Source organism: Lacisediminihabitans sp. FW035 (genome assembly GCF_054880895.1).
Window position 1 is genome coordinate 965,856 of sequence record NZ_CM142187.1, and the last position, 25,168, is coordinate 991,023.

At 68.6% G+C, this 25,168-nt stretch carries 21 protein-coding genes and 1 tRNA gene; 13 read left to right on the forward strand and 9 right to left on the reverse strand.

The features are described 5' to 3' along the window. Window positions 1–9 precede the first annotated feature (9 nt). The 7 genes from ACVXZ4_RS04735 (at window position 10) to ACVXZ4_RS04765 (ending at window position 7,028) form a co-directional block, all read left to right on the forward strand. Entirely contained in the window at window positions 10–1,125 is a 1,116-nt protein-coding gene (locus ACVXZ4_RS04735; protein ID WP_461797085.1) for a branched-chain amino acid aminotransferase, read from the forward strand. Next, the gene (locus tag ACVXZ4_RS04740; RefSeq protein WP_461797086.1) at window positions 1,122–1,898 is read left to right on the forward strand and encodes a fumarylacetoacetate hydrolase family protein; all 777 of its coding nucleotides are present in this window, start codon (window positions 1,122–1,124) and stop codon (window positions 1,896–1,898) included. The genes ACVXZ4_RS04735 and ACVXZ4_RS04740 overlap by 4 nt, the downstream gene beginning before the upstream one ends. A 718-nt stretch (window positions 1,899–2,616) precedes the next feature. Further along, window positions 2,617–3,603, forward strand: coding sequence for a YeiH family protein (locus ACVXZ4_RS04745; protein ID WP_461797087.1), 987 nt, complete (start codon window positions 2,617–2,619; stop codon window positions 3,601–3,603). Between the two features lie 71 nt (window positions 3,604–3,674). Beyond that, entirely contained in the window at window positions 3,675–4,007 is a 333-nt protein-coding gene (locus ACVXZ4_RS04750; protein WP_461797088.1) for a PadR family transcriptional regulator, read from the forward strand. After that, window positions 4,004–4,591 carry an HAAS signaling domain-containing protein gene (locus ACVXZ4_RS04755; protein ID WP_461797089.1) on the forward strand — a complete coding sequence of 196 codons (588 nt, stop codon included), beginning with the start codon at window positions 4,004–4,006 and terminating at the stop codon, window positions 4,589–4,591. The genes ACVXZ4_RS04750 and ACVXZ4_RS04755 overlap by 4 nt, the downstream gene beginning before the upstream one ends. Before the next feature lie 28 nt (window positions 4,592–4,619). After that, entirely contained in the window at window positions 4,620–6,104 is a 1,485-nt protein-coding gene (gene gltX, locus ACVXZ4_RS04760; protein WP_461797090.1) for a glutamate--tRNA ligase, read from the forward strand. A gap of 3 nt (window positions 6,105–6,107) precedes the next feature. After that, window positions 6,108–7,028, forward strand: coding sequence for an NAD(P)/FAD-dependent oxidoreductase (locus ACVXZ4_RS04765; RefSeq protein ID WP_461797091.1), 921 nt, complete (start codon window positions 6,108–6,110; stop codon window positions 7,026–7,028). Between the two features lie 586 nt (window positions 7,029–7,614). Here the strand turns inward: ACVXZ4_RS04765 and ACVXZ4_RS04770 are convergent. Beyond that, window positions 7,615–8,454: a cytochrome c oxidase assembly protein gene (locus tag ACVXZ4_RS04770; RefSeq protein WP_461797092.1), complete on the reverse strand. Its 840-nt coding sequence runs from the start codon at window positions 8,452–8,454 to the stop codon at window positions 7,615–7,617. Between the two features lie 186 nt (window positions 8,455–8,640). Between ACVXZ4_RS04770 and ACVXZ4_RS04775 the strand changes: the two genes are divergently transcribed. Then, window positions 8,641–8,712 (forward strand) — tRNA-Gln (locus ACVXZ4_RS04775). A 99-nt stretch (window positions 8,713–8,811) separates the two neighbouring features. Here ACVXZ4_RS04775 and ACVXZ4_RS04780 read toward each other — a convergent pair. The 5 genes from ACVXZ4_RS04780 to ACVXZ4_RS04800 all read right to left on the reverse strand — a co-directional run bounded on the left by ACVXZ4_RS04780 (window position 8,812) and on the right by ACVXZ4_RS04800 (window position 14,043). Then, window positions 8,812–9,987: a low temperature requirement protein A gene (locus ACVXZ4_RS04780; RefSeq protein ID WP_461797093.1), complete on the reverse strand. Its 1,176-nt coding sequence runs from the start codon at window positions 9,985–9,987 to the stop codon at window positions 8,812–8,814. A 145-nt stretch (window positions 9,988–10,132) separates the two neighbouring features. Next, complete coding sequence (locus tag ACVXZ4_RS04785) at window positions 10,133–11,515, reverse strand: DUF2254 domain-containing protein (RefSeq protein WP_461797094.1); 1,383 nt, start codon at window positions 11,513–11,515, stop codon at window positions 10,133–10,135. A 16-nt stretch (window positions 11,516–11,531) separates the two neighbouring features. Then, window positions 11,532–11,840: a hypothetical protein gene (locus ACVXZ4_RS04790; protein WP_461797095.1), complete on the reverse strand. Its 309-nt coding sequence runs from the start codon at window positions 11,838–11,840 to the stop codon at window positions 11,532–11,534. A gap of 449 nt (window positions 11,841–12,289) precedes the next feature. Further along, the gene (gene sufU, locus ACVXZ4_RS04795) at window positions 12,290–12,739 is read right to left on the reverse strand and encodes a Fe-S cluster assembly sulfur transfer protein SufU (protein ID WP_461797096.1); all 450 of its coding nucleotides are present in this window, start codon (window positions 12,737–12,739) and stop codon (window positions 12,290–12,292) included. Beyond that, window positions 12,736–14,043, reverse strand: a complete 1,308-nt coding sequence (locus ACVXZ4_RS04800) for a cysteine desulfurase (protein WP_461797097.1) — start codon at window positions 14,041–14,043, stop codon at window positions 12,736–12,738. Before ACVXZ4_RS04800 ends, sufU begins: the two co-directional genes overlap by 4 nt. Window positions 14,044–14,181: 138 nt before the next feature. On the opposite strand from ACVXZ4_RS04800, the gene ACVXZ4_RS04805 reads away from it, so the two are divergent. Then, a complete protein-coding gene (locus tag ACVXZ4_RS04805) occupies window positions 14,182–14,754 on the forward strand; it encodes a flavin reductase family protein (protein WP_461797098.1) in 573 nt (190 codons plus the stop codon). A gap of 10 nt (window positions 14,755–14,764) precedes the next feature. Here ACVXZ4_RS04805 and ACVXZ4_RS04810 read toward each other — a convergent pair whose 3' ends face one another. Beyond that, complete coding sequence (locus ACVXZ4_RS04810; RefSeq protein WP_461797099.1) at window positions 14,765–17,854, reverse strand: glycoside hydrolase family 2 TIM barrel-domain containing protein; 3,090 nt, start codon at window positions 17,852–17,854, stop codon at window positions 14,765–14,767. A gap of 191 nt (window positions 17,855–18,045) precedes the next feature. Between ACVXZ4_RS04810 and cofG the strand changes: the two genes are divergently transcribed. From cofG to ACVXZ4_RS04825, 3 genes are read left to right on the forward strand one after another with little or no spacing between them, the layout of a single operon-like run. Then, the gene (cofG, locus tag ACVXZ4_RS04815; RefSeq protein ID WP_461797100.1) at window positions 18,046–20,454 is read left to right on the forward strand and encodes a 7,8-didemethyl-8-hydroxy-5-deazariboflavin synthase CofG; all 2,409 of its coding nucleotides are present in this window, start codon (window positions 18,046–18,048) and stop codon (window positions 20,452–20,454) included. Then, window positions 20,451–21,266 carry an alpha/beta fold hydrolase gene (locus ACVXZ4_RS04820; protein WP_461797101.1) on the forward strand — a complete coding sequence of 272 codons (816 nt, stop codon included), beginning with the start codon at window positions 20,451–20,453 and terminating at the stop codon, window positions 21,264–21,266. The genes cofG and ACVXZ4_RS04820 overlap by 4 nt, the downstream gene beginning before the upstream one ends. Beyond that, complete coding sequence (locus tag ACVXZ4_RS04825; RefSeq protein WP_461797102.1) at window positions 21,263–22,756, forward strand: flavin-containing monooxygenase; 1,494 nt, start codon at window positions 21,263–21,265, stop codon at window positions 22,754–22,756. Before ACVXZ4_RS04820 ends, ACVXZ4_RS04825 begins: the two co-directional genes overlap by 4 nt. A 30-nt stretch (window positions 22,757–22,786) precedes the next feature. Here ACVXZ4_RS04825 and ACVXZ4_RS04830 read toward each other — a convergent pair whose 3' ends face one another. Then, complete coding sequence (locus ACVXZ4_RS04830) at window positions 22,787–23,227, reverse strand: OsmC family peroxiredoxin (RefSeq protein WP_461797103.1); 441 nt, start codon at window positions 23,225–23,227, stop codon at window positions 22,787–22,789. 76 nt (window positions 23,228–23,303) lie between these two features. Next, a complete protein-coding gene (locus ACVXZ4_RS04835) occupies window positions 23,304–23,750 on the reverse strand; it encodes a MarR family winged helix-turn-helix transcriptional regulator (protein WP_461797104.1) in 447 nt (148 codons plus the stop codon). A 327-nt stretch (window positions 23,751–24,077) separates the two neighbouring features. On the opposite strand from ACVXZ4_RS04835, the gene ACVXZ4_RS04840 reads away from it, so the two are divergent. Beyond that, window positions 24,078–25,094, forward strand: coding sequence for a LacI family DNA-binding transcriptional regulator (locus tag ACVXZ4_RS04840; RefSeq protein WP_461797105.1), 1,017 nt, complete (start codon window positions 24,078–24,080; stop codon window positions 25,092–25,094). Window positions 25,095–25,168: the final 74 nt, after the last annotated feature.

Genomic DNA, 25,168 nt, shown 5'->3' on the forward strand with positions numbered 1-25,168 from the left:
AGGGATCCCATGAAAAACCTCCTCGCTCCGGCCACGCTCAACTTCACCCGCCGGCTCAACCCCGAGGCGCTCGCCGAACTCGAGCGCACGGAGATCCTCTCCGACCCGGGGTTCGGCAAGCACTTCACCGACCACATGGTCGACATCTGCTGGTCGGCCCGCGGAGGATGGCACCGCCCGCGAGTGCAGCCCTACGGTCCGATCGAACTCGACCCGGCGGCGGCCGTGCTGCACTACGGGCAGGAGATCTTCGAGGGGCTGAAGGCCTACCGTCACGCGGACGGCTCGATCTGGAGCTTCCGTCCGGAGGCCAACGCGGCCCGGATGCAGCGGTCGGCCCGGCGCCTCGCGCTTCCCGAGTTGCCCACCGAGTACTTCCTCGACTCGCTGCGGGAGCTGATCGCGGCAGACGGCGACTGGGTGCCGACCGCGCCCGACACGAGTCTCTACCTTCGCCCCTTCATGTTCGCCAAGGAGGCCTTCCTCGGTGTCCGCCCGGCGGAGAAGGTCAACTATTACCTCATCGCGAGCCCGGCCGGGGCCTATTTCACGGGCGGACTCGCGCCCGTCTCGATCTGGCTGTCGACCACCTATTCCCGCGCGGGCAAGGGCGGCACCGGCGCCGCGAAGACCGGCGGCAACTACGCATCCTCGCTCATTGCACAGGCCGAGGCCTACGAGCACGGCTGCGACCAGGTGCTGTTCCTCGACTCCGAGGAGGAGAAATACCTCGAAGAACTCGGCGGCATGAACATCGTGCTGGTCAAGAAGGATGGCACGCTCCTCACGCCGTCCTCCGACAGCATCCTCGAGGGGATCACCCGCGACTCGATCCTGCAGCTCGCTCAGGACCGCGGGCACAGCGTGGAGCGCCGGCGCGTGACCATCGACGAGTGGCGCGAGGGGGCGGCATCCGGCGACATCGTCGAAGCCTTCGCCTGCGGCACGGCCGCGGTGGTCGCGCCGATCGGACTCCTCAAGGCCGACGGCTTCGATATCGTGCACGAGAGCACCGCGCTGGCGCTGTCGCTTCGCGAGGAACTCACCGGCATCCAGTACGGCACTGTCGAAGACCGGCACGGCTGGATGATGCGGCTCGACAGCGAAGTGTCGACAGCACTGTGAAGATCGCGCGCTTCTCGGTCGATGGCGGTGATCCCCGCTACGGAATCCTCGACGGGGACGACTATGTCGTGCTCTCCGGCGACCCCATGTTCAGCGGATTCGGCACCACGGGGGAGCGTGTCGCCGCCGCGGAGGTGAAGCTGCTCGCGCCGGTGATCCCGCGCTCGAAGGTGGTCTGCATCGGACTCAACTACGCCGCCCATCGCGACGAGCTCAAGAACGATGCGGCGAGCCCCGAGGCCCCCCTCATCTTCCTCAAGCCGAACACGGCCGTGGTCGGTCCCGGCGACACGATCCAGATGCCACCTGTCGAGGGACGCATCGTGCACGAGGGCGAGCTCGTGATCGTGATCGGCAAGATCGCCAAGCGGGTGAAGGCGGCCGACTACGCCGACGTGATCTTCGGCTACACGATCGGCAACGACATCTCGGCACGTGACCAGATGTTCGCGGATGGGCAGTGGGCACGCGCCAAGGGCTATGACACCTTCGCGCCGCTCGGTCCCGTGATCGAGACCGAGCTGGACTGGTCGAACCTGGAGATCCAGACCTTCGTCGACGGAGAGCCCCGCCGCCACGGCAACACCCGCGACATGCTGCACAAGATCCCGGAGATCATCGAATACGTGTCGGATGTCTGGACCCTCCTCCCCGGCGACGTCATCATGACGGGCACGCCGGCCGGCCTCGGCGGATTCCTCGACGGCCAGACCGTCGACATCACGATCGAGGGGATCGGCACGCTCAGCAATCCCGCGAAGAACCGAGTGTGACTCTCCGCGCCCGCTGGTCGAGTAGGTCGCTCCGCGAGTCCCGCTGGTCGAGGAGGTCGCTCCGCGACCGTGTCGAGACCCGCGTCGTGCCGTCCCGCTGGTCGAGTAGGTCGCTCCGCGACCGTGTCGAGACCCGTGTCGTGCCGTCCCGCTGGTCGAGTAGGTCGCTCCGCGACCGTGTCGAGACCCGTGTCGTGCCGTCCCGCTGGTCGAGTAGGTCGCTCGGCGACCGTGTCGAGACCCGTGTCGTGCCCGTTCCAGAATTCGACTCGGGATCAAAAGCGGCCTCAATGCATTCCGAGCCCGCACTTTCTCCCGACTCCATCGGGCATCCGGATGATGTCGCAGTCGACTCGGGAGACGATGCGACTCCGACCGGGGCAGAGTCGCATCTACTCCCGACTCGATGGGATGGTCGCGCGAATCCCCGACGAATTGTGCCGCCTCACGCGACCCGAGGCGCGGGGTGCGCTCCACTGGATCCGCGCGAGCCCCCGATGCTGCCCGTCCAATGGTCTCGACACGGCGGCTCCTTCGTCGCTGCCTACTCGACCGGCAAACTCTGCTGGTCGAGTAGGTCGCTCCGCGACCGTGTCGAGACCCGTGTCGTGCCGTCCCGCTGGTCGAGTAGGTCGCTCCGCGACCGTGTCGTGCCGTCCCGCTGGTCGAGTAGGTCGCTCCGCGACCGTGTCGAGACCCGCGTCGAGACCTGCCTCTCATGACCCGCCTCCGCTGGCTCCCCGGGCTCGCCCTCGCTGCCGTCGGCGCGGCCGCGGGATTCGGGCTGCACCTGCTTCTGCCCGGCCTTCCGTGGCTGACGGCCGCGCTCATCCTCGGGGTGATCGTCGGGTCGATCCCGCCGTTCCGTCGCGGCCTCGGCGGATCGCTCGCGCCGGGTCTCGCGCTCGCGGGTCACCGCATCCTGCGACTCGGCATCGTCGTTCTCGGCCTGGGGCTCAGCCTCCTCGACATTGCACGCCTGGGCTGGGTCGCCATCCTCGCCATTGTCGCGCTCGTCGCGGCCAGTTTCACGATCACCTGGCTGGTCGGCCGGCTGTTCCGCCTGGAGGGCGACCAGGCCGTGCTGATGGCTGCCGGGTTCTCAATCTGCGGAGTCTCTGCTGTCGGAGCGATGGCTGCCGCGCGTCGTTCCCCCGAGAAGGACACCGGCACGCCGATCACCCTCGTGACCCTCTACGGCACGCTCGCGATCGTCGTGCTCCCCGCCCTCGCCGCGATGCTGCACCTCGATCCCGGCCAATTCGGGCACTGGGTCGGGGCGAGTGTCCACGACGTCGGACAGGTCGTAGCCACGGCCCAGACTGCGGGAGCGGCGGCCCTCGCCGTCGCCGTGGTCGTCAAACTCACCCGGGTACTGATGCTCGCTCCGATGGTGGCGATCGCCTCCGTCCAGACCCGAAAGCGGGATTCCGCCTCGGATGCGCCGCGGCCCCCGATCGTGCCCCTCTTCATCGTGGGATTCATCGCTGCCGTGCTTCTGCGGTCGTTCGTGCCGCTTCCGGATGCCCTGCTCGCCGTCGCGAACATCGTGCAGTCCGCATTTCTCGCCACCGCACTGTTCGGTATCGGAGCCTCGCTGCGCGTCGAGCAGCTCGCGCGTTCGGGCGTGCGGGCGGTCGCGGCCGGCCTCGTGTCGTGGATCGCCATCCTCGGTCTCGCCCTGGCCGCGGTATACCTCTCCTGAGCGGATGGCGCGCCGAAAACCCCCGCGGTCGCGGATTGCACTAACGTGCGAGACAAGCTAGCGTGTGATGCATGACAGTGGATGTGGGCGCGCAACTCCGCAAGGGAGTGGTCGAGTACTGCATCCTCGGGCTGCTCTCCGCCCAGCCCACCTATGGGTGGCAACTCTCGGAGGCGCTCGTCTCCCGCGGACTCATCGCCAGCATCGGCACGCTCTACCCGATCCTCAGCCGACTCCGCACCCAGGGTCTCGTCAGCAGCTTCGACCGGCAATCGGATGCCGGGCCCTCCCGCCGCTATTACCGCGTCACCGAAACCGGACACCTCCAGCTCGCGGCCTTCCGCGAGCAGTGGGGGCCGTTCGCCCGCACCGTTCAGGAACTCGTCGGAGAGGACACCCCATGAAAGAAACCGATACCCCGCAGGTTGTCAGCGGCTACCTCGCCGAGCTCGACCGCAAGTTGGCCGACGTGACCGAGGAGGTGCGGCAGGGCATCGTGGCCGGCATAGCGGAGGAGTTGGAGGGGCTGGATGCCGCGGCCGCGGCCGCCCGCATCGAGTCCCTCGGCGACCCCGCGTTCATCGCCGCCGAGGCCCGCGCCGGCGCCGAAGGCCCCGCGTCGTCGCCAGCACCTGGCGCGACCCGGACGACTAAGCGCCCCACCCCGCCCCGGGCATCCGAGCAGCGCTGGTATGTCGTCGTCACGACGGTGCTCCTCGAATTCGGTGGGCTGGTGGTGCCACTCGCCGGATGGGTGGCGGGCATCATGCTTCTGTGGGCCTCGTCGTTGTGGACGCGGGGCGAGAAGCTCGTCGCCACGATCCTGCCGCCTGCCGTCGGTGTCGTGCTCTTCGGTGTCTTCGCGCTCGTCGGATCCGGCGGCCCCTGGTGGCATGCCCTCGTGCTTGGTGGCATCGCCGGGTCGGCCATCGCATCCATCGTGATCGGAATCGTCCTCAGCCGTCGGGCCTGGACGCGGGTTCGCTGAAACCCGCCCCCGGTAGGATTGACGGGCCATGTCACCCTCCTTCAGCACAGCCACCGGAGCCGACGTCCGCGTCCGTTTCTGCCCGTCACCCACCGGCACTCCGCACGTCGGACTCATCCGCACCGCCCTCTTCAACTGGGCCTACGCCCGGCACACCGGTGGCAAACTCGTCTTCCGCATCGAGGACACGGATGCCGCCCGCGACAGCGAGGAGAGCTACCTTCAGCTTCTCGACGCACTCAGCTGGTTGAACATCGAGTGGGACGAAGGCGTCGGTGTCGGCGGCCCGAACGAGCCCTACCGCCAGTCTCAGCGCGGCGAGATCTACGCCGGCCTCATCGAACGGCTGACGGCGAGCGGCCACCTCTACGAGAGCTACGCGACGGCGGAGGAGATCGAGGCCCGCAACATCCAGAACGGGCGTGACCCGAAGCAGGGCTACGACAACTTCGAGCGCGACCTGAGCGAGGAAGCGAAGGCCGCGTATCGCGCCGAGGGGCGTTCGCCCGCGCTGCGCCTGCGAGTTCCGGACACCGACCTCTCCTTCGACGACCTTGTACGCGGCGAGATCACCTTTCCAGCCGGCTCCTTCGTCGACTTCGTGGCGGTGCGCCCGAACGGCGCCCCGCTGTACACCTTCGTCAACCCGGTGGATGACGCGCTCATGGGCATCACGCACGTGCTGCGCGGCGAAGACCTGCTGTCGTCGACACCTCGACAGATCGCGCTCTATCACGCCCTCATCGAGATCGGCGTGGCCACGGCCATCCCGCGCTTCGGGCATATGCCGTACGTGATGGGGGAGGGCAACAAGAAACTCTCCAAACGCGACCCCGAGTCCAACCTGTTCCACCATCGCGAGCGCGGCTTCATCCCCGAGGGGCTGCTCAACTACCTGAGCCTGCTCGGCTGGTCGCTCAGTCATGACCGTGACGTCTTCACGATGGAGGAGATGGTCGCCGCCTTCGACATCGTGGACGTGAACCCCAACCCGGCCCGCTTCGACGTGAAGAAGGCCGAGTCGATCAACGGAGACCACATCCGTCTCCTCGCTCCGGATGTCTTCGTCGAGCGACTCCTTCCCTACCTGGCGGGCATCGTCTCCGATCCGCCCACTGGCACCGAACAGGCCATCCTGCGCGAGGCCGGACCGCTCGTGCAGGAGCGCATGCAGCTGCTCGGCGAGGCACCGGCGCTGCTCGGATTCTTCTTCGCGCCGGATGATTCGATCGAGGTCGACGCGGATGCCACGCCCCCGGCGGGCTCGGCCGAGATCCTCGATGCCGCGGTCGGCGCGCTCGAACAGCTGAACGACTGGTCCCACGCGGAGATCGAGCGTGTGCTCCGCCAGGAGCTCATCGAGGGCGGAGGACTCAAACCCCGCATCGCGTTCGGGCCGTTGCGCACGGCACTGTCAGGCAAGCGGATCAGCCCGCCCCTGTTCGAGTCGATGCAGCTGCTCGGCAAGGAGTCGACGCTCGCGCGACTCTCGCGGCTCGCGGCGTCCCTGTAGAGAATGGATCATTACGACGTCGCGATCGTCGGCGCCGGGCCGGCAGGGCTGAGCGCGGCGCTCAATCTCGCCCGGGCCCGCCGCCGGGTGCTCATGCTGGATGCGAACCGCCCGCGTAATGCCGCCACGATGATCTCCCACGGCTTCATCACGCGGGACGGCGTCGCGCCGCACGAGCTGCGGCGCCTCGCCCGCGAGGAGCTCGATCGGTACCCCGAGGTGGAGGTGCAGAAGGCGACGGTGCTCTCCGTGGTGGGGGCCGCGGACGGTTTCGAGCTCGAGGCTAAGGGGATCAACGGCTCCCCGAACCGGTCGGTCACCGCGTCTGCAGTGCTCGTTGCGACCGGGCTGAAGGAGACGTTGCCGGCGTTGCCGAGCATCCGCTCGTTCTATGGCCTCGGACTGTTCAGCTGCATCGAGTGCGACGGCTATGAGCGCAGCGACAAGCCGCTCGCCCTGATCGGGGAGACCAGCGATCTCGCCTCGCGCGCGTTGCTGATCGCGCAGTGGAGCCACACTCTCACCGTCTTCACCAACGCCCTCGGCCGCATCACGGACGCCCAGGAGGCCGTGCTCGCCGAGAGCGGGGTGCGGGTGGAGCGTGGTGCGATCGACGATGTGCTCGGAGAGCGCGGGGTCGTCTCGGCGGTGAGGCTCGCCGACGGCCGGTCGATCACCGTCGAGGGCGGCTTCGTGCGTCCGCGCTGGGATGCGGCGCTCGGCTACCTCTCGACCCTCCACCTCGCGAAAGACGGGTGGGGACTCCTCACCACGGATGCCGACGGCCGCACGACGGTCGCCGGTGTCTACGCCGCGGGGGATTCCACGGCGCCGGGGCCGCAGCAGCTCATCGTCGCTGCCGGAGCGGGAGCACGCACCGCCGCCGCAATCAATCGCGACCTGATCGGCATCCCCCGCCACTGACGCGTTGGTCGAGCCAGTCGCAGGTGGAGTCCGGCTGCCGTCGCCCCGCCGTGCCCCGTACCGTGCGGCCCTGTTCCGTACGGCCCAGTATCGTGCGGCCTTCCCTGGTCCGTGTGACCCTTTTGTTCGCGGATCAGGAGATGCGGGCGACACGCCGGGGCGGAGTGCCACGGCACGCGGCATCCGCGGGAATCTCCTGATCCGCGAACGGGAATCCACCCGTGGGGGCGCGCGGCGGGAGGCGCCGCGGACTGCAATGGCTCTGGTCGGGCCTGTGTACGTGGAGTCGCGCTGGCGGAGGCCTCGCTCCGGCATGCGGCACTGCTCCCTGTTCGCGGATCAGGAGATGCGGGCGACACGCCGGAGCGGAGTGCCACGACACGCGGCATCCGCGGGAATCTCCTGATCCGCGAACGGGGGAACCGCTCCGTGAGGGCCTCCTCGGACGAAGCGCTCGCGGTGCCACCCGCCCGCAAGCCCCCGCTACCCGCAAGCCCCCGCCACCCGCTACCCCCTGCCTGCGAGCCCCGACCCGCCGACCCGCCGACGCGCCACCCCGCCGACGCGCCACCCCGCCGACCCGCCACTACTCCCGCGGCCCCCGCAGGTGCTCGCGGGTGAGGGCATCCATCTCCTCGTCGGTCAGCGCGTCGAGCGCACGCGCCTCGGAGCGGTCGACGCGCGACCAGCGCACGAACAGGAGGATGAGCACCGGCACATCCGCGACCTCCGCGATGAACCACAGCAGGTCGCCGGAGAGATGCTGGTCGTGATACGCCGAGGGAAACCATGCCGGCAGGGAGCCTGCCACCTGGCCGAGCCCGTCGAGCACGGAGTTGTTGAGCCGCAGCAGGATGCCCGGAATCGCGTCGACGACGAGCTCCACGAACACGAACAGAAACTCCACAGTGATGAAGAAGCTCGTGCGCTGGGTCGTGTTCTCCACGATCGGCAGCACCATCAGCAGCCCCACCAGCGGAACCGCCACCGTGAGCACCCCTCCCGCGAGCGCGCTCTCGCGCAGGCTGCCGGCGATCGGAGTGAGGAACACCGAGAAAGCGGCGAGCGCGAACAACGGGGCGAAAACCGCGTTGCCGGCCAGCCGCACGGGCCACGATCGCATCATCGCATCCATCGTCCGCAGCGAGCCGCCGCTCAGCACCAGCCTCGCCAGCGCGACGGGGGCTCCCAGGCTGAGCAGGCCAGGCACGGCGAAGAGAAGCAGCGCGATGCGGGTGGTGAACGCCCAGCGGAGGTCGGTGCTCCACACTCCGAGAAAGCCGAGATTCACGACGGCGAACGACCCGAGCCCGAGCGCGAAGAACCAGATTGTGCGGATGCCCGGCCATGGCACTCCCCGTCGGTGCAGCGCAAGCACGCCCGCTGCGTACAGGGCTCCAGCCAGCAGGATGACCCCCACCGACACGGCGTCGAAACGCCAGGTGGTGAGGATGACGACGAGGGATGGCGTGGTCGGCTCGATTCGGCGAGGGGATGTGTGGGTGTTCGATCGAATTCTGTCACGCCTCCCCGACAGGCCGCCCCGGCATTTGGGCGACCCCCCACCCGTAGGTTAGAGTGACTAGTCGGCTCGGGTTCGCCCCGGGTGCGGTGGGGTATGGTGTAATTGGCAACACGGAAGATTCTGATTCTTTTGTTCTTGGTTCGAGTCCAGGTACCCCAGCTTTAGCAAGTCGCCTCAGCCCCGGTTCTCCGGGGCTTTTTTCTTCGAGGAGCCCGACATTCTTCGATATTTGGCTCTTCAACGACCGGGTTGCTCTATCTACGTCAGCGCCGCACCTTCCGCCGTTTCAGGGACCGCCCGCATGCGCCGGACGTTGATCTCGGTCAGCGCGAGTGCTATGGCGATGACCGCGGTCGAGCAGGCGACCACGACTTCGGCATTGACGTAGCTCGAGAGGGGCGCCAATCCCCAGGGCAGCAGGATGCCGGCTGGACCCCAGAGCGAGACCTGGCGCCAGGGAGCGCCATAGCGGAGCGACTCGGCCGCGCTCGCGAGGAAGAAGAAGCTGATTCCGGCGCTGAGGCTGATCACGGCGCCAGTCGGCAGATGGTGTCCGGCCTCGGCCACGGCTGTGCCGAGGGCCGTGGCGAACAGGGTGACGCCGGCCACGAGGAGAAACGGGAGATACATCACCGTGTCTCGCAGCCCGGTGATGCTGCCGCGCTGGAGCAGGCCTCGGAGACCGCGCTCGACGGCGGAGGTGGCGTGGCCGAAGTAGATCCAGGCCAGCAGAGAGACCGAGGCGAACCCCAGGACGGCCGCAAGGCCCGACAACACGCTCCAGTGTCCATTCAGCTCCGAGATGATGGTCAGGATGGACTCACCGAAGACGATCACAACGAGCAGGCCGACGCGTTCGACCAGATGATCGATGTCGAGAGCCGTGCGCAGCCACTCCTGCTGCCCGCCGAGGAAGCTCAGCAGTGCGATCTCGATGGCCACGGCGATCGCCCACAGGGCGTACTGCCACGGTGGGGCGATCCAGATCGAGACGATCCACAAGGAGGCGGGAACGACGCTGTAGAGCACTGGCCGCCACCACGGCACGCCGATCGTTCGGCGCTTCGAGAACCAGGGCTGCACCCAGACCAGCCGGATCACGGCATTGCCCACGGCAAAGGCGGCGGCGCGATCGCCGAGCGCGTCCGGGACGGCGGCCGCCATCACACCGATCGCAATCATCGCCATCGTGACTGCCGCCCAGGTGGAACGGGTGACGCGCGCACCGAACAGGTTCATCGTGACCGTCGCGTTCACCCAGGCCCACCAGGCCGCCCCCAGAAACGCGACGAACACGAGTGCATCCGTCCATCCGGGATCGCCGTGCATGACCTGGGCGATCTGGCCGATGTAGACCACCATCACCAGGTCGAAGAAGAGTTCGAGCCAGTTCACCCGGCGACCCGGGCGGACTACCGTCGGTGTCAGAGACATCGCACGCTCCTCCTGATAGACATCACCGCATTATCTTCACGCACCGGCGGCGACCTGTGCGCACATTGCGGGAAACCGCCGCGCGGTGGCTTTCAGCGGGGGTCGCCCCGCGAACGTCCCAGACCGGGCCGCGGCATCCTCACGCTCAGCTCCGGGAACGCCACGCTGCCCTGGCTGCCGGCCTCCGCCGCGTGAGTGCGCGGGCGCGCCGACGCACTTCGGCGGAGCGTGTGGCGATCACGCGAGACTCCTCGCGTCCGAACCCGTTTTTATCGACGGCCGCAGCCAGGGCGTCGAGCTGTGTCTCGACCGCCGTCGCGATGTCGCTTTCGGGATGCACCACCAGCAGGTCGTCGAGCAGGTCCAGCATGCGCTTCACCACGGGGAAGTCCGCCGCGCCATAGCGGCGCATCTGCCCGAGCGTCCCCTCGATGGTCTGTGTACGGGAACGGGTGTGCGTGAGCACGCGCAACGCGCCATCCTCGCCGGCCAGCGCGGGCGGCGGCTGCGGCATTGCGAGGCAATCCGACAGCAAGGCGGCGAGGTGAGCGAGGGCGTGCAGCGCGGTCGTCGGATCGTTGATACCTGGCGAGAGGGCGCGTACTCCGATATCGACGATCTGTTGAACGCCGTAGTCGGCATCCTGTGCTGAGGTGCGCTCATAGTCGATGCTGAAAGCACCGCGCAGTTCGTCTTCGATGGCCTCATCGTGACCGGACGATTGTCGCGTCCGCCGGTAACGCAGGAGCGCGCTTCCCGAGATGCTGCTCTCGCCGATGAGTTTCAGCTCCTCAACCACCAGCCCATGCCGCTCGGCGATCGCCAACACGGCGCTCTGGTCGTATCGAGTGATGAAGCCGCTCGACCGGGCCACAACCGGCTGGTTCGGGGCGCGCCGGAGCACAGTGCCGCGAAACGCGTTGTGCGCCTCGTGCGCCTCGCTCACCAGGGCGATCGTGCGGTCAGTCTCGGCATGGATGTCCTTGAGCATCGTCTCGACCCTCAACTGCCGGGCGAGATGGGCGAGGAAGAACACGAGCATGAGCACGCTCGCGAGCGTGAGCATCAGGGCGAGCGTGACGGCCATCCGCGGAACGACCGCGGCACTGTCGAGGGACGGATCGCGGATGGTTCGCAGCGTCATGATGGTGAACGCGAATGTCCCGAGGAAGAGGGCGAGGGTGCCGTGCACGACGCTGTCCTGCGCGAATAGCCTCAGCACGCGCGGGGACGCCTGGCTGCTCGCCAACTGCAGCGAGACCACCGTGAGGGAGAAGGTGAGGGAGGTGGCCGTGATGAGCGAACCCGCGATCGACGACAAAACCGATCGAGCCGACTGGGCGCCACCGTTGAATACCACCGCGTCGATCCCCTCCGGAAGCACGGTGTCGACCGACCGATCGAGCCACGGGAGTAGCAGGCCGATCCCCACCGCGGCGACGATGGCTATCACGGGTATCGGCCACAGGCTCGACTTGATCGATTCGAGGAGCCGCGCGAACGGGAGCCGGATGCGGCGTGGCCTCATCCGCTCGTCCGCCTGCTCATTCGCCGGTCAGGTCATCGGCGCCTGCGAAGCCGTCGAAGTCGATGAGGGCGCGCTCGACCAGCCCGCGCCAGTCCGAAGACCGGTCGTCGCTCTCTGCTGCGCGAGGGGAAGTTCGGTTGGTAACGAGTTGGTAGAGCGGCGCCTCGGCGTCACCCGCCTGCGTCGAAGGACTTTCGGCGAAGGTGGCGACGTAGACACCCGAGGGGGCGAAGATGTTCCACTCCGCGTCCTCGGGGGTGTAACGAACCATCGCCCGCCGGCCGTTCTGCTCGTACTCGATGTCGTCGTGCCCAGCTGCATCCATAGATCGACCTTATCGAGACGCAGGGCGGAGCTGTGGGGCGCCTCGGCGGCGTTTCGGTACTTCTGCGCTGACAGACCCCTGGTGATGTGGTGCCGTCTGTCCGTCGATTTCTCCGGTCGTGGTTCAAGGACGCCGACGTTCGTGCCGCCGATTATCGGATGGGCACTTGCGGCCGCGCGAGGCGCGAGCTCCGGCGGGGCGACCGAGAAACCACCGGCAGTCGCGACCAGGGAGTCGACGAGCCAGACGGGCCGGACTCCTTCCACCGACGACATCGATCGCACCGTGGTCGGTCGCACCGTCATCGAGGAGCGCCGAAGAGAAGGCTCATCTGTTCGAGGCAGAGATGAAGGAGGAGCGTCGCACAACCGGGCTTCGCCACCACGAGGCGCGCCCGGGCTCGCCGCGGGGATCGGATCGGGAGACCGCAGAGGATCAGTGACGCGAGCCTACGCCGCGTCCGCGATTATGATCGCCTGCTCGCCGGCGACCCAGGCGAGCATCGCGCACTTCACGCGGGCCACATAGCGCGACACCCCACCGAGCGCGACGGCGTCGCCGAGCAGGTCTTCGTCGGGTTCGATCGTGCCGCGCGACCGCATCGCCACGCGGAAGACCTCGATGCGCTGCTGCAGCTCTGATGTGGTCAGCCCCGGTCCGAGGTCAGAGAACAGCGATGCCGAGGCCTGGGAGATCGCGCACCCGTGGCCCTCCCAGCGGATGGCGCGCACGCGATCCGTGCCCGGCTCGAGGTGGAGTTGCAGGGTGATCTCATCGCCGCAGGTGGGGTTGACCTGGTGCGACTCCGCGGCCGCGTCGTCTTCAAGGCCCCGACCGTGCGGGCGCCGTGACAGGTCGAGGATGACCTCCTGGTAGAGGGATTCCATTGACGAACTCATGAGGTCACTCCAAAGAATCGTGTGGCATCCGAGAGCGCGGACAGGAACTCCTCGACCTCGTCCCCGGTCGTGTAGAGGTAGGCGCTCGCCCGCGTCGACGAGGTGACACCCAGCCGACGGTGCAGCGGCTGTGCGCAGTGATGACCGACCCTCACGGCGATGCCGCGATCGTCGAGGAACTGGCCGACGTCGTGTGAATGCACCCCGGCAACGTCGAAGCTTGCTAGTCCCACCCGTTCGTGCCCGACGCCGGGTCCAAGCACCGTGACCCCCGGGATCTCGGCGAGCCCGAGGACGAGCAGCCGGCCGAGTGCCGCCTCGTGCTCGGCGATCCGGTCGAGACCCACCCGCTCGAGGTAGTCGACGGCACTCGCCAGCGCGAGCGCCTGCGAGATGCGCTGGGTACCGGCTTCGAAACGGTGGGGTGGCGGCAGGTATTGGGCGCTCTCCATCGTGACGGTGGTGATCATCGACCCTCCGGTGAGGAACGGCGGGAGCGCGCCGAGCAGTTCGCGCCGCCCGAAGAGCACGCCGATGCCGGTGGGGCCGAGCATCTTGTGGCCGGAGAATGCCGCGAAGTCGACGCCGAGGGCGGCGACGTCGAGCGGCAGGTGCGGCGCGGACTGGCAGGCGTCGAGCACCGTGAGCGCGCCGACCGAGCGGGCGAGCGCCACGAGGTCCTGCACTGGGTTGATCACGCCGAGCACGTTCGACACGTGGGTGAAGGCGAGGATGCGCGTGCGCGCGGTGATCAGGCGAGCCGCCTCCTCCATCCGCAGCGTGCCATCGTCGGCGACCGGGATGAACCGCAGCACCGCGCCCGTGCGGGCCGCGAGCTCCTGCCACGGGATGAGATTGGCGTGGTGCTCCATCTCGGTGACGAGGATCTCGTCGCCAGGAGCGAGGCGGAATCGCTCCGCTTCCGCTCCGCCGCGCCCGAGGGTGGCGTTGCCGATGGCGTAGGCCACGAGGTTCAGCGCCTCGGTGGCGTTTGAAGTCCAGACGATCTCGTCATCCGCTGCCCCGATGAAGCGGGCGACCGTCGCGCGGGCATCCTCGAATCGTTCTGTCGCGAGCGCCGCCAAGGTGTGGGCTCCGCGGTGGACCGCCGCATTCTCGTTCTCGTAGTAGTCCCGCTCCACGTCGATGACGGACCGGGGTTTCTGGGAGGTCGCACCCGAGTCGAGGTACACGAGGGGTCGGCCGTCGACCTCGCGCGCCAGCAGGGGGAAGTCGGCCCGGAGGGCGGTGATCTCAGCGGGGGCGAGTGTGCGTGGCGATGTCGGCGCGGCGACGGTGGGCATGATGGGCCTCAGGATTCTGTACTCATCAATGCTAACCGTGGTCCCGTAGCCAATCGCGAGGTCACAAGGCGCAACATTCTTGCTGCCGGAGCTCTCGTCGGGGAACCTAGCTGATGCAGCATCGAGAGGGAGACACACATGGCGATCCAGCCGGCGGAAGCGATCCACCGATCCGAGGGGGACCGGGATGTCCCGCGCCTCGGTGATCTCGGAGGGCTCAGTGCCGACGAGTTCAAGGCGGCCTTCCGCAATCACCCCGGAGGGGTCGCGGTCATCACCGCCGACGCCGGGGACGGCCCGGTCGGCCTCACCGTCACCTCCGTGTTCTCGGTCAGCGCAGAGCCGCCGCTGCTCGTCTTCTCGATCTCGGGCCAGTCCTCGAGCGCGCCCACCATCCAGCGCGCCGAGACCGTGGTTGTGCATCTGCTCGGCTCGGACCAGCTCGACGTGGCGAAACTCTTCGCCACCAGTGGGGTCGATCGCTTTGCCGACCGCTCGAGCTGGGACCGGCTGATCACCGGTGAGCCGTACCTTCCGGGCGCCCCGACGTGGATCCGCGGGCGGATCGTCAATCGCATGGAGGCCGGCGGATCCACTGTGGTCGCCGTCCACGCTCTGCAGTCGGATGTCGGGGCCGCCGACAGGACACCGCTGGTCTATCACAACCGTTCCTGGCACCACATCGGCGACCACTCGCGCCTGGAGAGCTGAACCCGCGCGCTCACTTCCCGAAACGAATGCGCAGGGTGCGTGCCTCCGGTCGGAGGGCGTGCGTCGGCCAGACGTCGACCCCGCAGGCGCGGGATCCGAGGCCGTTCTGGGCCGCGTCGATGTAGAGGTAGGTGCGCGTCGGCGTCGGCAGCTCGAACGGGTGCTCGGCAGCCGACACCTCCTCAGCGGTGTGGCGGGCGACGGTGAATCCCGGCCGACGGCCCCGGTGATCCGGGATCGCCTCCAGCGCGAGCCGCCCAGCCGATCCCGTGAGCTCGAGTTGCCGCAGCCCCGGCCGGTGACCCGTCTCCTGGGGGCGCGCGTAGTTCACGGTGAGGTCGTCGATCGAGCTCCCGAAGCGTCCGACCCGAGCTGCGTTCGCGCTGTCCGGGTAGGACTCGAACGGTCCGGTGCCGAACCAGGTCGCATCCTCCAGCCCAAGAGGCAGAGCGAAACGGATGCCGAGGCGCGGCCAGACGATATCCCAGCCCGCCGACGGGATGATCTCCACTGTCAACAGCACGGAGTCCTCGAGAGGCTGCCAGCGCACGTCGGTGAGAACGCTCTCGCGGCCGGCCGCCGGTGCCCAGCGCCGCAGCTCCCGCGTGCCCGAGGGACCCTCCTCCTGCTCGACGACCCTGCTGGTCAGCCGGTCGAGTCCCGCCGAACGCCAGATGTCGGCTAGTGCGGGAGACGGGAGCCCCTTGTCGAATACTGCCGGGTCGGCGAGGTCGTAGCTGCCGGGGCCCGCGCGCAGCTCATTGTCCGTCGGGGCCCTGAACACGGCAAGCTCCGGACCGTCGACGGCGAGGTCGCCGAGACCGGTAAGCCTGCCAGCGTCGAAGGACGCGATTCCGAGGGTACGGACGGCGGATGTCGCGGATCCAACGCTCCACCGCGGAAGCCGCGGCTGCGGCGCGGGGCGCGGCGGGGTGGCGTCGTGCTGGCCGAACGCGAGAACGTGGCCGGCATCAGCCCAGTCGTTCGGGGAAGTCAGTCTCGCATCGAAGGTCAACCAGGCCTCGCCGTCTCCCTCGAGATCGAAGGGGGCGAGTTCCACCGAAACCGCCGAACCGGCCGCGAGCGGAGCGACCTCGAGCACTCCGGAGGCGGTCTCGACCCCGTCACGCTCCAGCCGCCAGCCGAACTCGACATCGTCGGAGTCGCTCGAATGCCGGAGGTTGCGGATCTCGACGCTGCCGAGATCCTCGGCCACCGCGAACCGGAAGGGCGCCACGACCGCGGCGTACTCGTACAGGCTCGGCATCGGGGTGTCGTCGGAGAGGATCATGCCGTCCATCACGAAGTTGCCGTCGTGCACCACCTCGCCGAAGTCACCGCCGTACCCGAAGTACTCGACACCCTCGGGGGTGCGGGTGCGGATGCCGTGATCCCGCCACTCCCAAACGAACCCGCCGTGCAGTCGCGGGTACTTCTCCACGAGCTCCTCGTACTGGTCGATCGCGCCGGGTCCGTTGCCCATCGCATGTACGTACTCGCAGTGCAGGAAGGGCTTGGTGCGCTGCCGGGCGGACTCGGCGGCGGAGCATCCGAGCAGGAGCGAGGTGTCGTCGCGACCGATGGACTCGGTCTCCGGCACCGAGGGGTACATGCGCGAATAGACGTCGGTGTAGGCGCCGGCATAGTCGCCCTCGTAGTGCACCGGGCGTTCCGGATCGCGGTCGTGTACCCACGCGGCCATCGCCGCGAGATTCGCTCCCGTGCCCGCCTCGTTGCCGAGGGACCACATCACCACGCTCGCGTGGTTCTTGTCGCGCTCGACCGTGCGCTCGATCCGGTCGAGGTAGGCGTCGCGCCAGGCAGGGTCGTCACTGGGGTTCGCGGCCCAGGCGCCCGCGCCGGTGCTCGCGTGGCCCTGGTCCCGCGCGGTCAACCTGCTGGTGCGGGCGGCGACCGCGGCGGGATCGCCGGTCCAGTCGTTGCCAGCGCCCCCGGCCTCGAAGCCGTGGGTCTCGAGATCGCACTCCAGCACCACCCAGAGACCGAGCTCATCCGCCAGGTCCAACAGTCGCGGATGGGGCGGGTAGTGGCTGGTACGGATCGCGTTCACGTTGAATCTCTTCATGCGCTTCAGATCCTCGCGGGCATGGGTCTCGTCGAACACTCGCCCGCGGTCGGGGTGGGCCTCGTGACGGTTCATGCCGTGGAACACGAGTCGGCGCCCGTTGGCGAGAAGCTGGTCGCCGATGATCTCGATGGTGCGGAAGCCCAGCCGAAGGCTGATCTCCTCGGCGGATGTCGAGACCGTCGCGTCGTATAGGCGCGGCGACTCGGCCGACCAGGGGTCGACGCTCGCGATTGGGATGGGCGACACCGACGCCTCATCCGCCCACTCGAAATCGACGTCGAGTTCGGGCACCCGGATCCGCACCGGGTACGCACGGGGGAGCGCGCGCACCTCCGGCTCGATCCAGCCCCGGCCATCGCGCCACGACGTGCGCAGCCAGACATCCTCGATGCCGGCTACCGGGCGCGCGGAGAGGGTGACGTCGCGGAAGATGCCGGGAAGCCACCATTCGTCCTGGTCTTCGAGGTAGCTGGCATCCGACCACTGGTGCACTCGCAGGGCGAGCACGTTCTCGCCCGCGTGGGCGAACTCCGTGACGTCGAACTCGTGGGCGAGACGGCTGCCCTTGCCGACGCCCACCTCCTGGCCGTTCCACCAGACGCGGAAGGCGGATTCCACGCCGTCGAACCTCAGCACGAGGCGCGCATCGGTCCCGAAGTCCTCGGCGATCTCGACGGTGCGACGATAGTCGCCGGTGGGGTTCTCGTCGGGAACGTGGGGCGGGTCCACCGGAAACGGAAACTGCACGTTGGTGTAGATCGGTCGTCCGTAGCGGCCGTCGCCGACCAGCACCCAGGAGGCGGGCACGGGGATGCGATCCCACGACCCGACGTCCGTCGCCGGCTGCGCGAAGGCGTCGCATTCCTCCCCGACGGGCTCCGCCGCCGGTAGCAGCCGGAACGACCAGTCGCCACCGAGGTCGAGCCTCGGGGCATCCGTGTGAAGCCAGGAACGGGCGGGCAGAGCGCCGAATCCGGGCGAACGATCACTGAGATAGGAGGAGAGGGGCATCGAAAGTTCCTTCACATTGTGGTCACCGACCGGAGTGCACGCGCGCACAATTCTGGCACTCGTCGGCGCGACAATCGAAACGGCGGTCATCCCGGGCGCGTAGGCTGGGGGAGAGTCATCATCAGGCCTGGATTTGGGCTGTAACGCGTTCCGTCGAGCGCTGGTACCCCTCACTCTCCTGAAGGTCTCCCATGCCGAATCCCCCCACCTCTCCCGACCTCGCCGGCGCTCTCACCCGCCTCGAGCACTCCGGCAGCGTCGACCAGCACGACGCCGAAGCGCTGTTCGCGGCGCGGGGCGATGACCTCGAGCGACTACTGGTGGTGGCCTCCCGCCTGCGCGATGAGGGCCTCGACCGATCGGGCCGCACTGGCATCATCACCTACTCGAAGAAGGTCTTTCTCCCGGTCACGCAACTCTGCCAGGACCGCTGCCACTACTGCATCTTCGTCGACACCCCCGGAGGGCTCGCGAAGCGCAACATCCCCGTCTTCATGTCTCCGGAGGAGATCCTCGAGGTGGCGAGGCAGGGCGCAGCGATGGGCTGTAAGGAGGCGCTGTTCACCCTTGGCGACCGACCGGAGAACCGCTGGCCGAGTGCGCGGAAGTGGCTCGACGATCACGGCTACGAGTCGACGCTCGAGTACATCCGCGCCATGGCGATCCTCGTGCTCGAGGAGACCGGGCTGCTGCCGCACCTCAACCCCGGGGTGATGTCGTGGTCGGAGTTGCAGCGGCTGCGTCCCGTCGCGCCGTCGATGGGCATGATGCTCGAGACCACTGCGACCCGGCTGTGGTCCGAGAAGGGCGGAGTGCACTACGGCTCTCCCGACAAGGACCCGGCCATCCGGCTTCGCGTGCTCGAAGATGCCGGCCGGTCACGCGTCCCCTTCACCACCGGTGTGCTTCTCGGCATCGGGGAGAACGACGCCGAACGCGCGGATGCCCTGTTCGAGATCCGCCGCTCGCACGAACGCCACGGGCACATCCAGGAGACGATCGTGCAGAACTTCCGGGCGAAACCACGCACGGCGATGCAGAACGAGTCGGACCTCGCCCTTCAGGAGTACGTCGCAGCCGTCGCCGTCGCCCGCATCGTCATGGGCCCGGATGCGACGATCCAGGCACCCCCGAACCTCACCGACGCGCAGGAGCTCGGCCTGCTGTTGCGCGCCGGAATCGACGACTGGGGTGGGGTGAGCCCGCTCACCCCGGACCACGTGAACCCCGAGCGCCCCTGGCCGGAACTCGAGGCACTGGCCAGCCTCACGCGCGACGGAGGATTCGAACTGCGCGAACGATTGACCGCTCACCCGGACTACATCCGCGACGAGGAGACGTGGCTCGATCCCCGGCTGCGCTCTCAGGTGAGGGCGCTCGCCGATCCCGTTTCCAGCCTCGCGCGCGAAGCCGCGCCGGTCATCGGGCGCGCCTGGATCGCCGAACCCGATCTGCGGGAGGGTGGACTCTCCGTCCTCCTCGACGCGGCCGAGCTCACCCCGGCCGGCCTCTCCGACGACGACTATGTCGCGCTGCTCGGCGCCGACGGCGCCGACCTGGATCGCCTCGCGTTCATCGCGGACGCGCTCCGCGCCTCGACGGTCGGCGACGAGGTGTCGTTCGTAGTCAATCGCAATCTCGACCTTTCGCTCTTCGACCCCGCCCGGTCTGCCGACGGCTCGCTCGATCTTTCGCTCATCCGCGACCTTGCCGATGAAGCACAGGCGCTCGGAGCCACGGAGGTGTGCCTGCAGGGAGCGGTGACCGAGGGAGGCGTCGACGCGTACATCGACATCATCGGCACTGTCCGCCAGGCCCAGCCGCACCTACACATCCACTCCCTCCGGCCAGTGGAGATCGCCACAGCGGCCGGTCGGCTCGGAATCACGGTCCGCGAATTCCTCGGCCGGATGCGCGCGGCCGGCGTGGACAGCGTGCCCGGCACCGGCGCCCGCATCCTTGACGACCGCATTCGCGCGGTGCTGAGCGACCGGACCGATCCGCCGGTGGAATCCTGGGTCGACGTCGTCACGACCGCCCACTCGATCGGGCTGCCCACCACGGCGACCATGGTCTACGGTCACATCGAGACCGCGGCCGACCAGGTCGCTCACCTCCGGCGTCTCGCCGGCATTCAGGACGAGACGGGGGGATTCACCGAGTTCATCCCGATGCCCTATATGCCGCTTGAGGCATCGGCGACGGTCGCCGCGCTCGCCGGTCCGGGGCCGAGCCTTCGCGAGACCCGCGCGGTGCACGCCGTCGCCCGTCTGATGCTCTGCGGCCGGATCGACCACATCCAGGCGGCCTGGACAAAACTCGGCCTGGCCGCCGCCGTCGCGGTGCTCCGCGGGGGAGCGGACGATCTGGGCGGGCTGCTGCTCGGAGGCACGCTGGCTCCCACGGCGGGTGCCGAAGCCCACCGGGAGCTATCGCTCGCCGATGTGCGGGCCATCGCCGCTGAACTCGGTCGACCGCTGCGCCAGCGCACGACGCTCTATGAAACCGTGACCCGGATCTCGCCCCCCGTGCGGCGTGCGGCCCGGATGCTGACCCTCGACGACCGCACCGTCACCGCAGCGCACAGCCCGGCATCATGAGTGCCGAGGCCGGTGCGTCCACCATTCTCGTGACTGTCGGCGACTCCGTCGTGCGATGCTCGCTCTCCGGCGTCGATGGGGGAGCCGACCCGGTGGTGGTGGTTCCCGGGCTCGGTGGCGAGAGCGAGCTTTCCTTCCTCGTCCCCCTTCTCGCCCGCACCGGGCGGGTGCTGGCGATCGACCTCGACTTCGCACCGCGTGAGCTCGCAGCCACGCTCGAACAGCTCATCGGTCAACTGGCCACGGCATTGAACCAGGTGTTTCCCGCGCGGAGTGTCACCCTCGTCGGATTCTCGGTCGGCGCCACGGTGGCCGCGGCATTCGCGTCGACGAGCCGCGAGGTGGCGTCACTCGTGCTGGTGTCGCCGGTTCTACGCGCGTCGAACCGGCACCGCCTGGTGGCCGGGCTGCGCTCCCGGCTGGCGCGCAGCGATCCCGGGGCGCTCGGCATCCTCGATCTCTTCGTCACCCGCAGTCCGTCGTTCCTGCAGGCGCACGACCCCGCTCCGACCGCCCCCGACGAGCACGCGGCCGCTCGGCACCAACTGTTCGTCGACACCGACCTCTCCGGATCGGTGCCTCGCATCACCGTCCCGGCGCTCGTCGTTGGCGCGATCCACGACGACCTCGCCGGCATCGACCAGGCCAGGATGCTCTTCGCGTCCCTCCCGAACGCCCGGTACGCCGAGGTCGACAGTGCGCACGCGGTGCTCGCGGAGCGGCCGGCCGAGGTGCTCGCCCTGATCAGGGAGTTCGTCGCGCACCCCCTGCGGCATCGCGCCGGATCCGTGCTGGAAGGCGCTCGACCATGAGCGGGCCGGAGGTCGTCGAGGTCGACACCATCGTCGTCGGGGCCGGGATCGCGGGGCTCGGCCTGGGCATCCGGCTGGCCCGCGAGACCGAGAGATCGTTCCTCCTGCTCGAGCGGGCGGATGACGTCGGGGGCACCTGGCGCGACAACACCTACCCAGGAGTCGCGTGCGACATCCCCTCCCATCTCTACTCGTACTCGTTCCGTCCCAAGAGCGACTGGGGGCGGTTCTATGCCGGCGGGGCCGAGATCCAGCGGTACCTTTCGGAGGCGGCTCGGCAGGAGGGTCTTCTCACTCACCTCCGACTGGGCACCGAGGTGCTCGGGATGCGCTGGCACGACGATGCGGCGCGCTGGGAGCTCGAGACCTCGACCGGCCGGTATCGGTGCCGGGTGCTCGTGATGGCAGCCGGCCGGCTCTCGGAGGCGCGGATCCCCGGGATCCCCGGCCTCGACAGCTTCCCGGGCCCGGTGTTCCACTCCTCGGCCTGGGACCACGAGGTGGACCTCGCGGGAAAGCGGGTCGGAGTGGTCGGGACGGGTGCCTCCGCCATCCAGATCGCCCCCGGTATCGCGGGGGAGGCCGACGCGGTCGTGCTGTTCCAGCGGACCCCCGCCTATGTGGTCCCGCGAGACGACCGCACCTACACCGAGGCCGAGAAGGTGCTCCTCGCTCGGGTGCCCGGCGCGATCGAGCGGCTGCGGTCCCAGCTGTTCTGGGATGCCGAGGCCGGATTCGCAAAACGAGTGGGGATTCCGGGCGCGGTCGCGGAATTCCGGCAGGTGGCGCTCGGACACCTCGCGGCTCAGGTCGCCGACGAGGGCCTGCGGGCGCAACTGACGCCGCAGTACGAGATCGGCTGCAAGCGGGTCGCGCTGTCGGATGACTTTTATCCCGCGATCGCCTCGGGAGCCGTGACGCTCGAGCCGTCGGCACTGGCGCGCGTCGAGGGGTCCGTGGTGACGGCAGCGAGCGGATCACAGTTCGAGCTCGATGTGCTGGTGCTCGCCACCGGTTTCCACTCGACCCGACCACCGTTCGCCGACCGGATAGTCGGGCGTGACGGCCTCGTGCTCTCCGAACGATGGAGCGCGGGCATGGTCGCCCACGCCTCGACGACGGTCGCGGGTTTCCCGAATCTCTTCGTGATCGATGGGCCGAATGCCAGCCTCGGCCACAACTCGGCCGTTCACATGATCGAGACCCAGATCGCCTTCATCCTCGGGGCGCTCGATCACCTCGAGATCGTGAACGGCGAGGTGCTCGAGGTCTCTCGCGAGGCCGAGGATGTGTACGTTCGCGAGTTGGACCGCCGGAGTGCGAGCACGGTGTGGCTCACCGGAGGCTGCACGAGTTGGTACGTGGACGATCGCAGCGATCGCCTCACGCTGCTCTGGCCCGACTTCGCCTTCGCCTTCCGCGACGAAGTGGGCACCTTCGACCCCCGGGGCTACCGCATCAGCACCGCCCCGGTGCCGGTCGCGGATTGAACCGGCGCCCCGGGAAGTCGAATCGCGGGACTACTCCTCGAGCTGGGCGTCGAGGGTGATCTCCACGCCGGTGAGGGCCTTGCTCACGGGGCATCCGGCCTTGGCGTCGTTTGCGGCCGCGATGAAGGTGGCGCTGTCGATGCCCGACACCTCTCCGCGCACGGTCAGGTGGATGCCGGAGAGACGGAATCCGCCGGCCGGGTCGGCCCCGAGGGAGACGTCGGCCTTCACGTCGAGCGCCTCGACGGTACCGCCGGCTGCGGTGAGCACGGCCGAGAACTGCATGGCGTAGCAGGCGGAGTGTGCCGCGGCGAGCAGCTCTTCCGGGCTCGTGAACCCGTTCGCCTCCTCCGAAGCGCGCTTCGGGAAGGAGACGTCGTAGGTACCGAGCTGGGAGCTGGTGAGTTCCACCTGGCCTCCGCCGGTCTCGAGGCTGCCGTTCCAGGCGGTGCGTGCGGTGCGAGTGGGCATTGATTTCTCTCTTTCCTGTGGAGGGGCGGGTCCGCCCGTGTCGTCAGTGCGAGTCTGTGGGGGTCAGTGCGCGGTGTCAGAGCGAGCCGCGGACGTGCGCCGCGAGGGAGGTGACCGCTTGCTGCAATGCGCCGATCTGGGCGACATCGAAGCCGGTGGCGGCACACACCTGCTCGGGGATGCCGGCGGCGAGCATCCGCAGGTCGTCACCGTCTGTCGTGAGCGTGACGACGACACTGCGCTCATCGTCGCTGCGGCGGGCCCGCGAGACCAGGCCGGCGCCCTCGAGTCGGCGGAGCAGCGGCGAGAGGGTGCCGGAGTCGAGGTGGAGTCGCTCGCCGAGTTCGGAAACAGTGATCGCGTCGCTCTCCCACAGCACCAGCAGCACCAGGTATTGCGGATACGTGACACCGAGGGGCGCGAGCAGCTCCCGGTACCGCGCGGTGATGGCCCGCGACGCGCTGTAGAGCGCGAAACAGATCTGCTCATCGAGCATCGGAGCGGATGCTGGGGCTGGGCTCATGAGATCCACCCTAGCGCATTGTGCACAACTGCATTGTGCACAATTTTTCTCCGTATCTGCGGCCGGGCCAACCGCCCGGCCGTGGCTCGGCCAACCGCCCGGCGGTGGCTCGGCCAACCGCGTGGCGGCGGCCGGGCCAACCGCGCGCCCGATGGTTGACTCTGCGCCCGATCGTCGCCCGGGTCGCTCCGAACGCGCGGGGCCTCGGGGCCCGCCGCGATGACATGGAGCTAGCCACGCCGCATTACCGGTGAATCGCGCCGAGGGTAGGATTTGGCCAGGTTGTGCGCATGGAGCTGGTGCAATCGCTACGTCGAAGAGGATGCAATGCTCTCACCGCCCGAGGATCGCCCCTCGATCACCCGCAAGGACGTGGCACTCCACGCCGGAGTGAGCACGGCCGTGGTGAGTTACGTCGTGAACGAGGGGCCGCGCAATGTGGCGCCGGCGACCAGAGCCCGCGTGCTCGAGTCGATCAGCAGCCTCGGCTATCGCCCGAACGCCGCGGCCCGTGCCCTCAAACTCGGGGTCAGCGAGATCGTCGGCCTCGTGGTCTCCGACAGCGCGAACCCGTATTTCGCGGAGTTCTCCCGGGCGATCGAGAAGGCCGCCACCGATGATGGGCTTTCGGTGATCTTCACCAACTCGGCCCTGGCGCAGGGCCAGGAGCACGAGCAGGTGCAGAAGCTGATCTCGCGCCAGGTCGACGGACTGCTGCTCGCCAGCACGGAAGACGACCCCAACCTCAGCAGCGCGAAGGCCGCGAATGTGCGGGTCGTCATGCTCGACCGGTCCGAATTGCTGCCCGGGTTCTCCAGCGTCGGGGTGAACTTCCGCGAGGCCTCCCGCGTCGCGGTGGAACACCTGATCTCCCACGGCCATCGTCGGATCGGGCTCATCTCCGGCGTCCCCGGGGGGCTGACCACCGTCGCGCGCGAACAGGGCTGGGCGGATGCATTGACTGCGGCCGGCCTGCCCCTCGGGCCCGTCGTGCGGGGCGAGTGGGGGCGCAATGGCGGCTACCAGTCCGGCATGGAGCTACTCACCGACCCGGACCGCCCGACGGCGATCTATGCGATCTCCGACCTGCTGGCCATCGGTCTCCTCCGCGCGCTGCACGAGGCGCATATCGATGTTCCGGGGGCCATGGCCGTCGTCTCCTTCGATGGGTCGTCCGAGTCGGAATTCAGCTGGCCGCCGCTCACTGTGATGCGCCAGCCCGTCGACGATATGGCACGAGCCGCGATCACCGCACTCGGTCGCCCGGCGGGCGCCAAGCCGGAGCATCGGTCCTTCACCGCAGAGTTCGTCGTGCGCCAATCCTGCGGTTGCGTACCTCTCTGATCCATCGGATCCGGCGGGATTGCGACTTTTCGCGTGTCGAATCTACTGGTGTAGACGAGAGGGCGCCGCGGGCG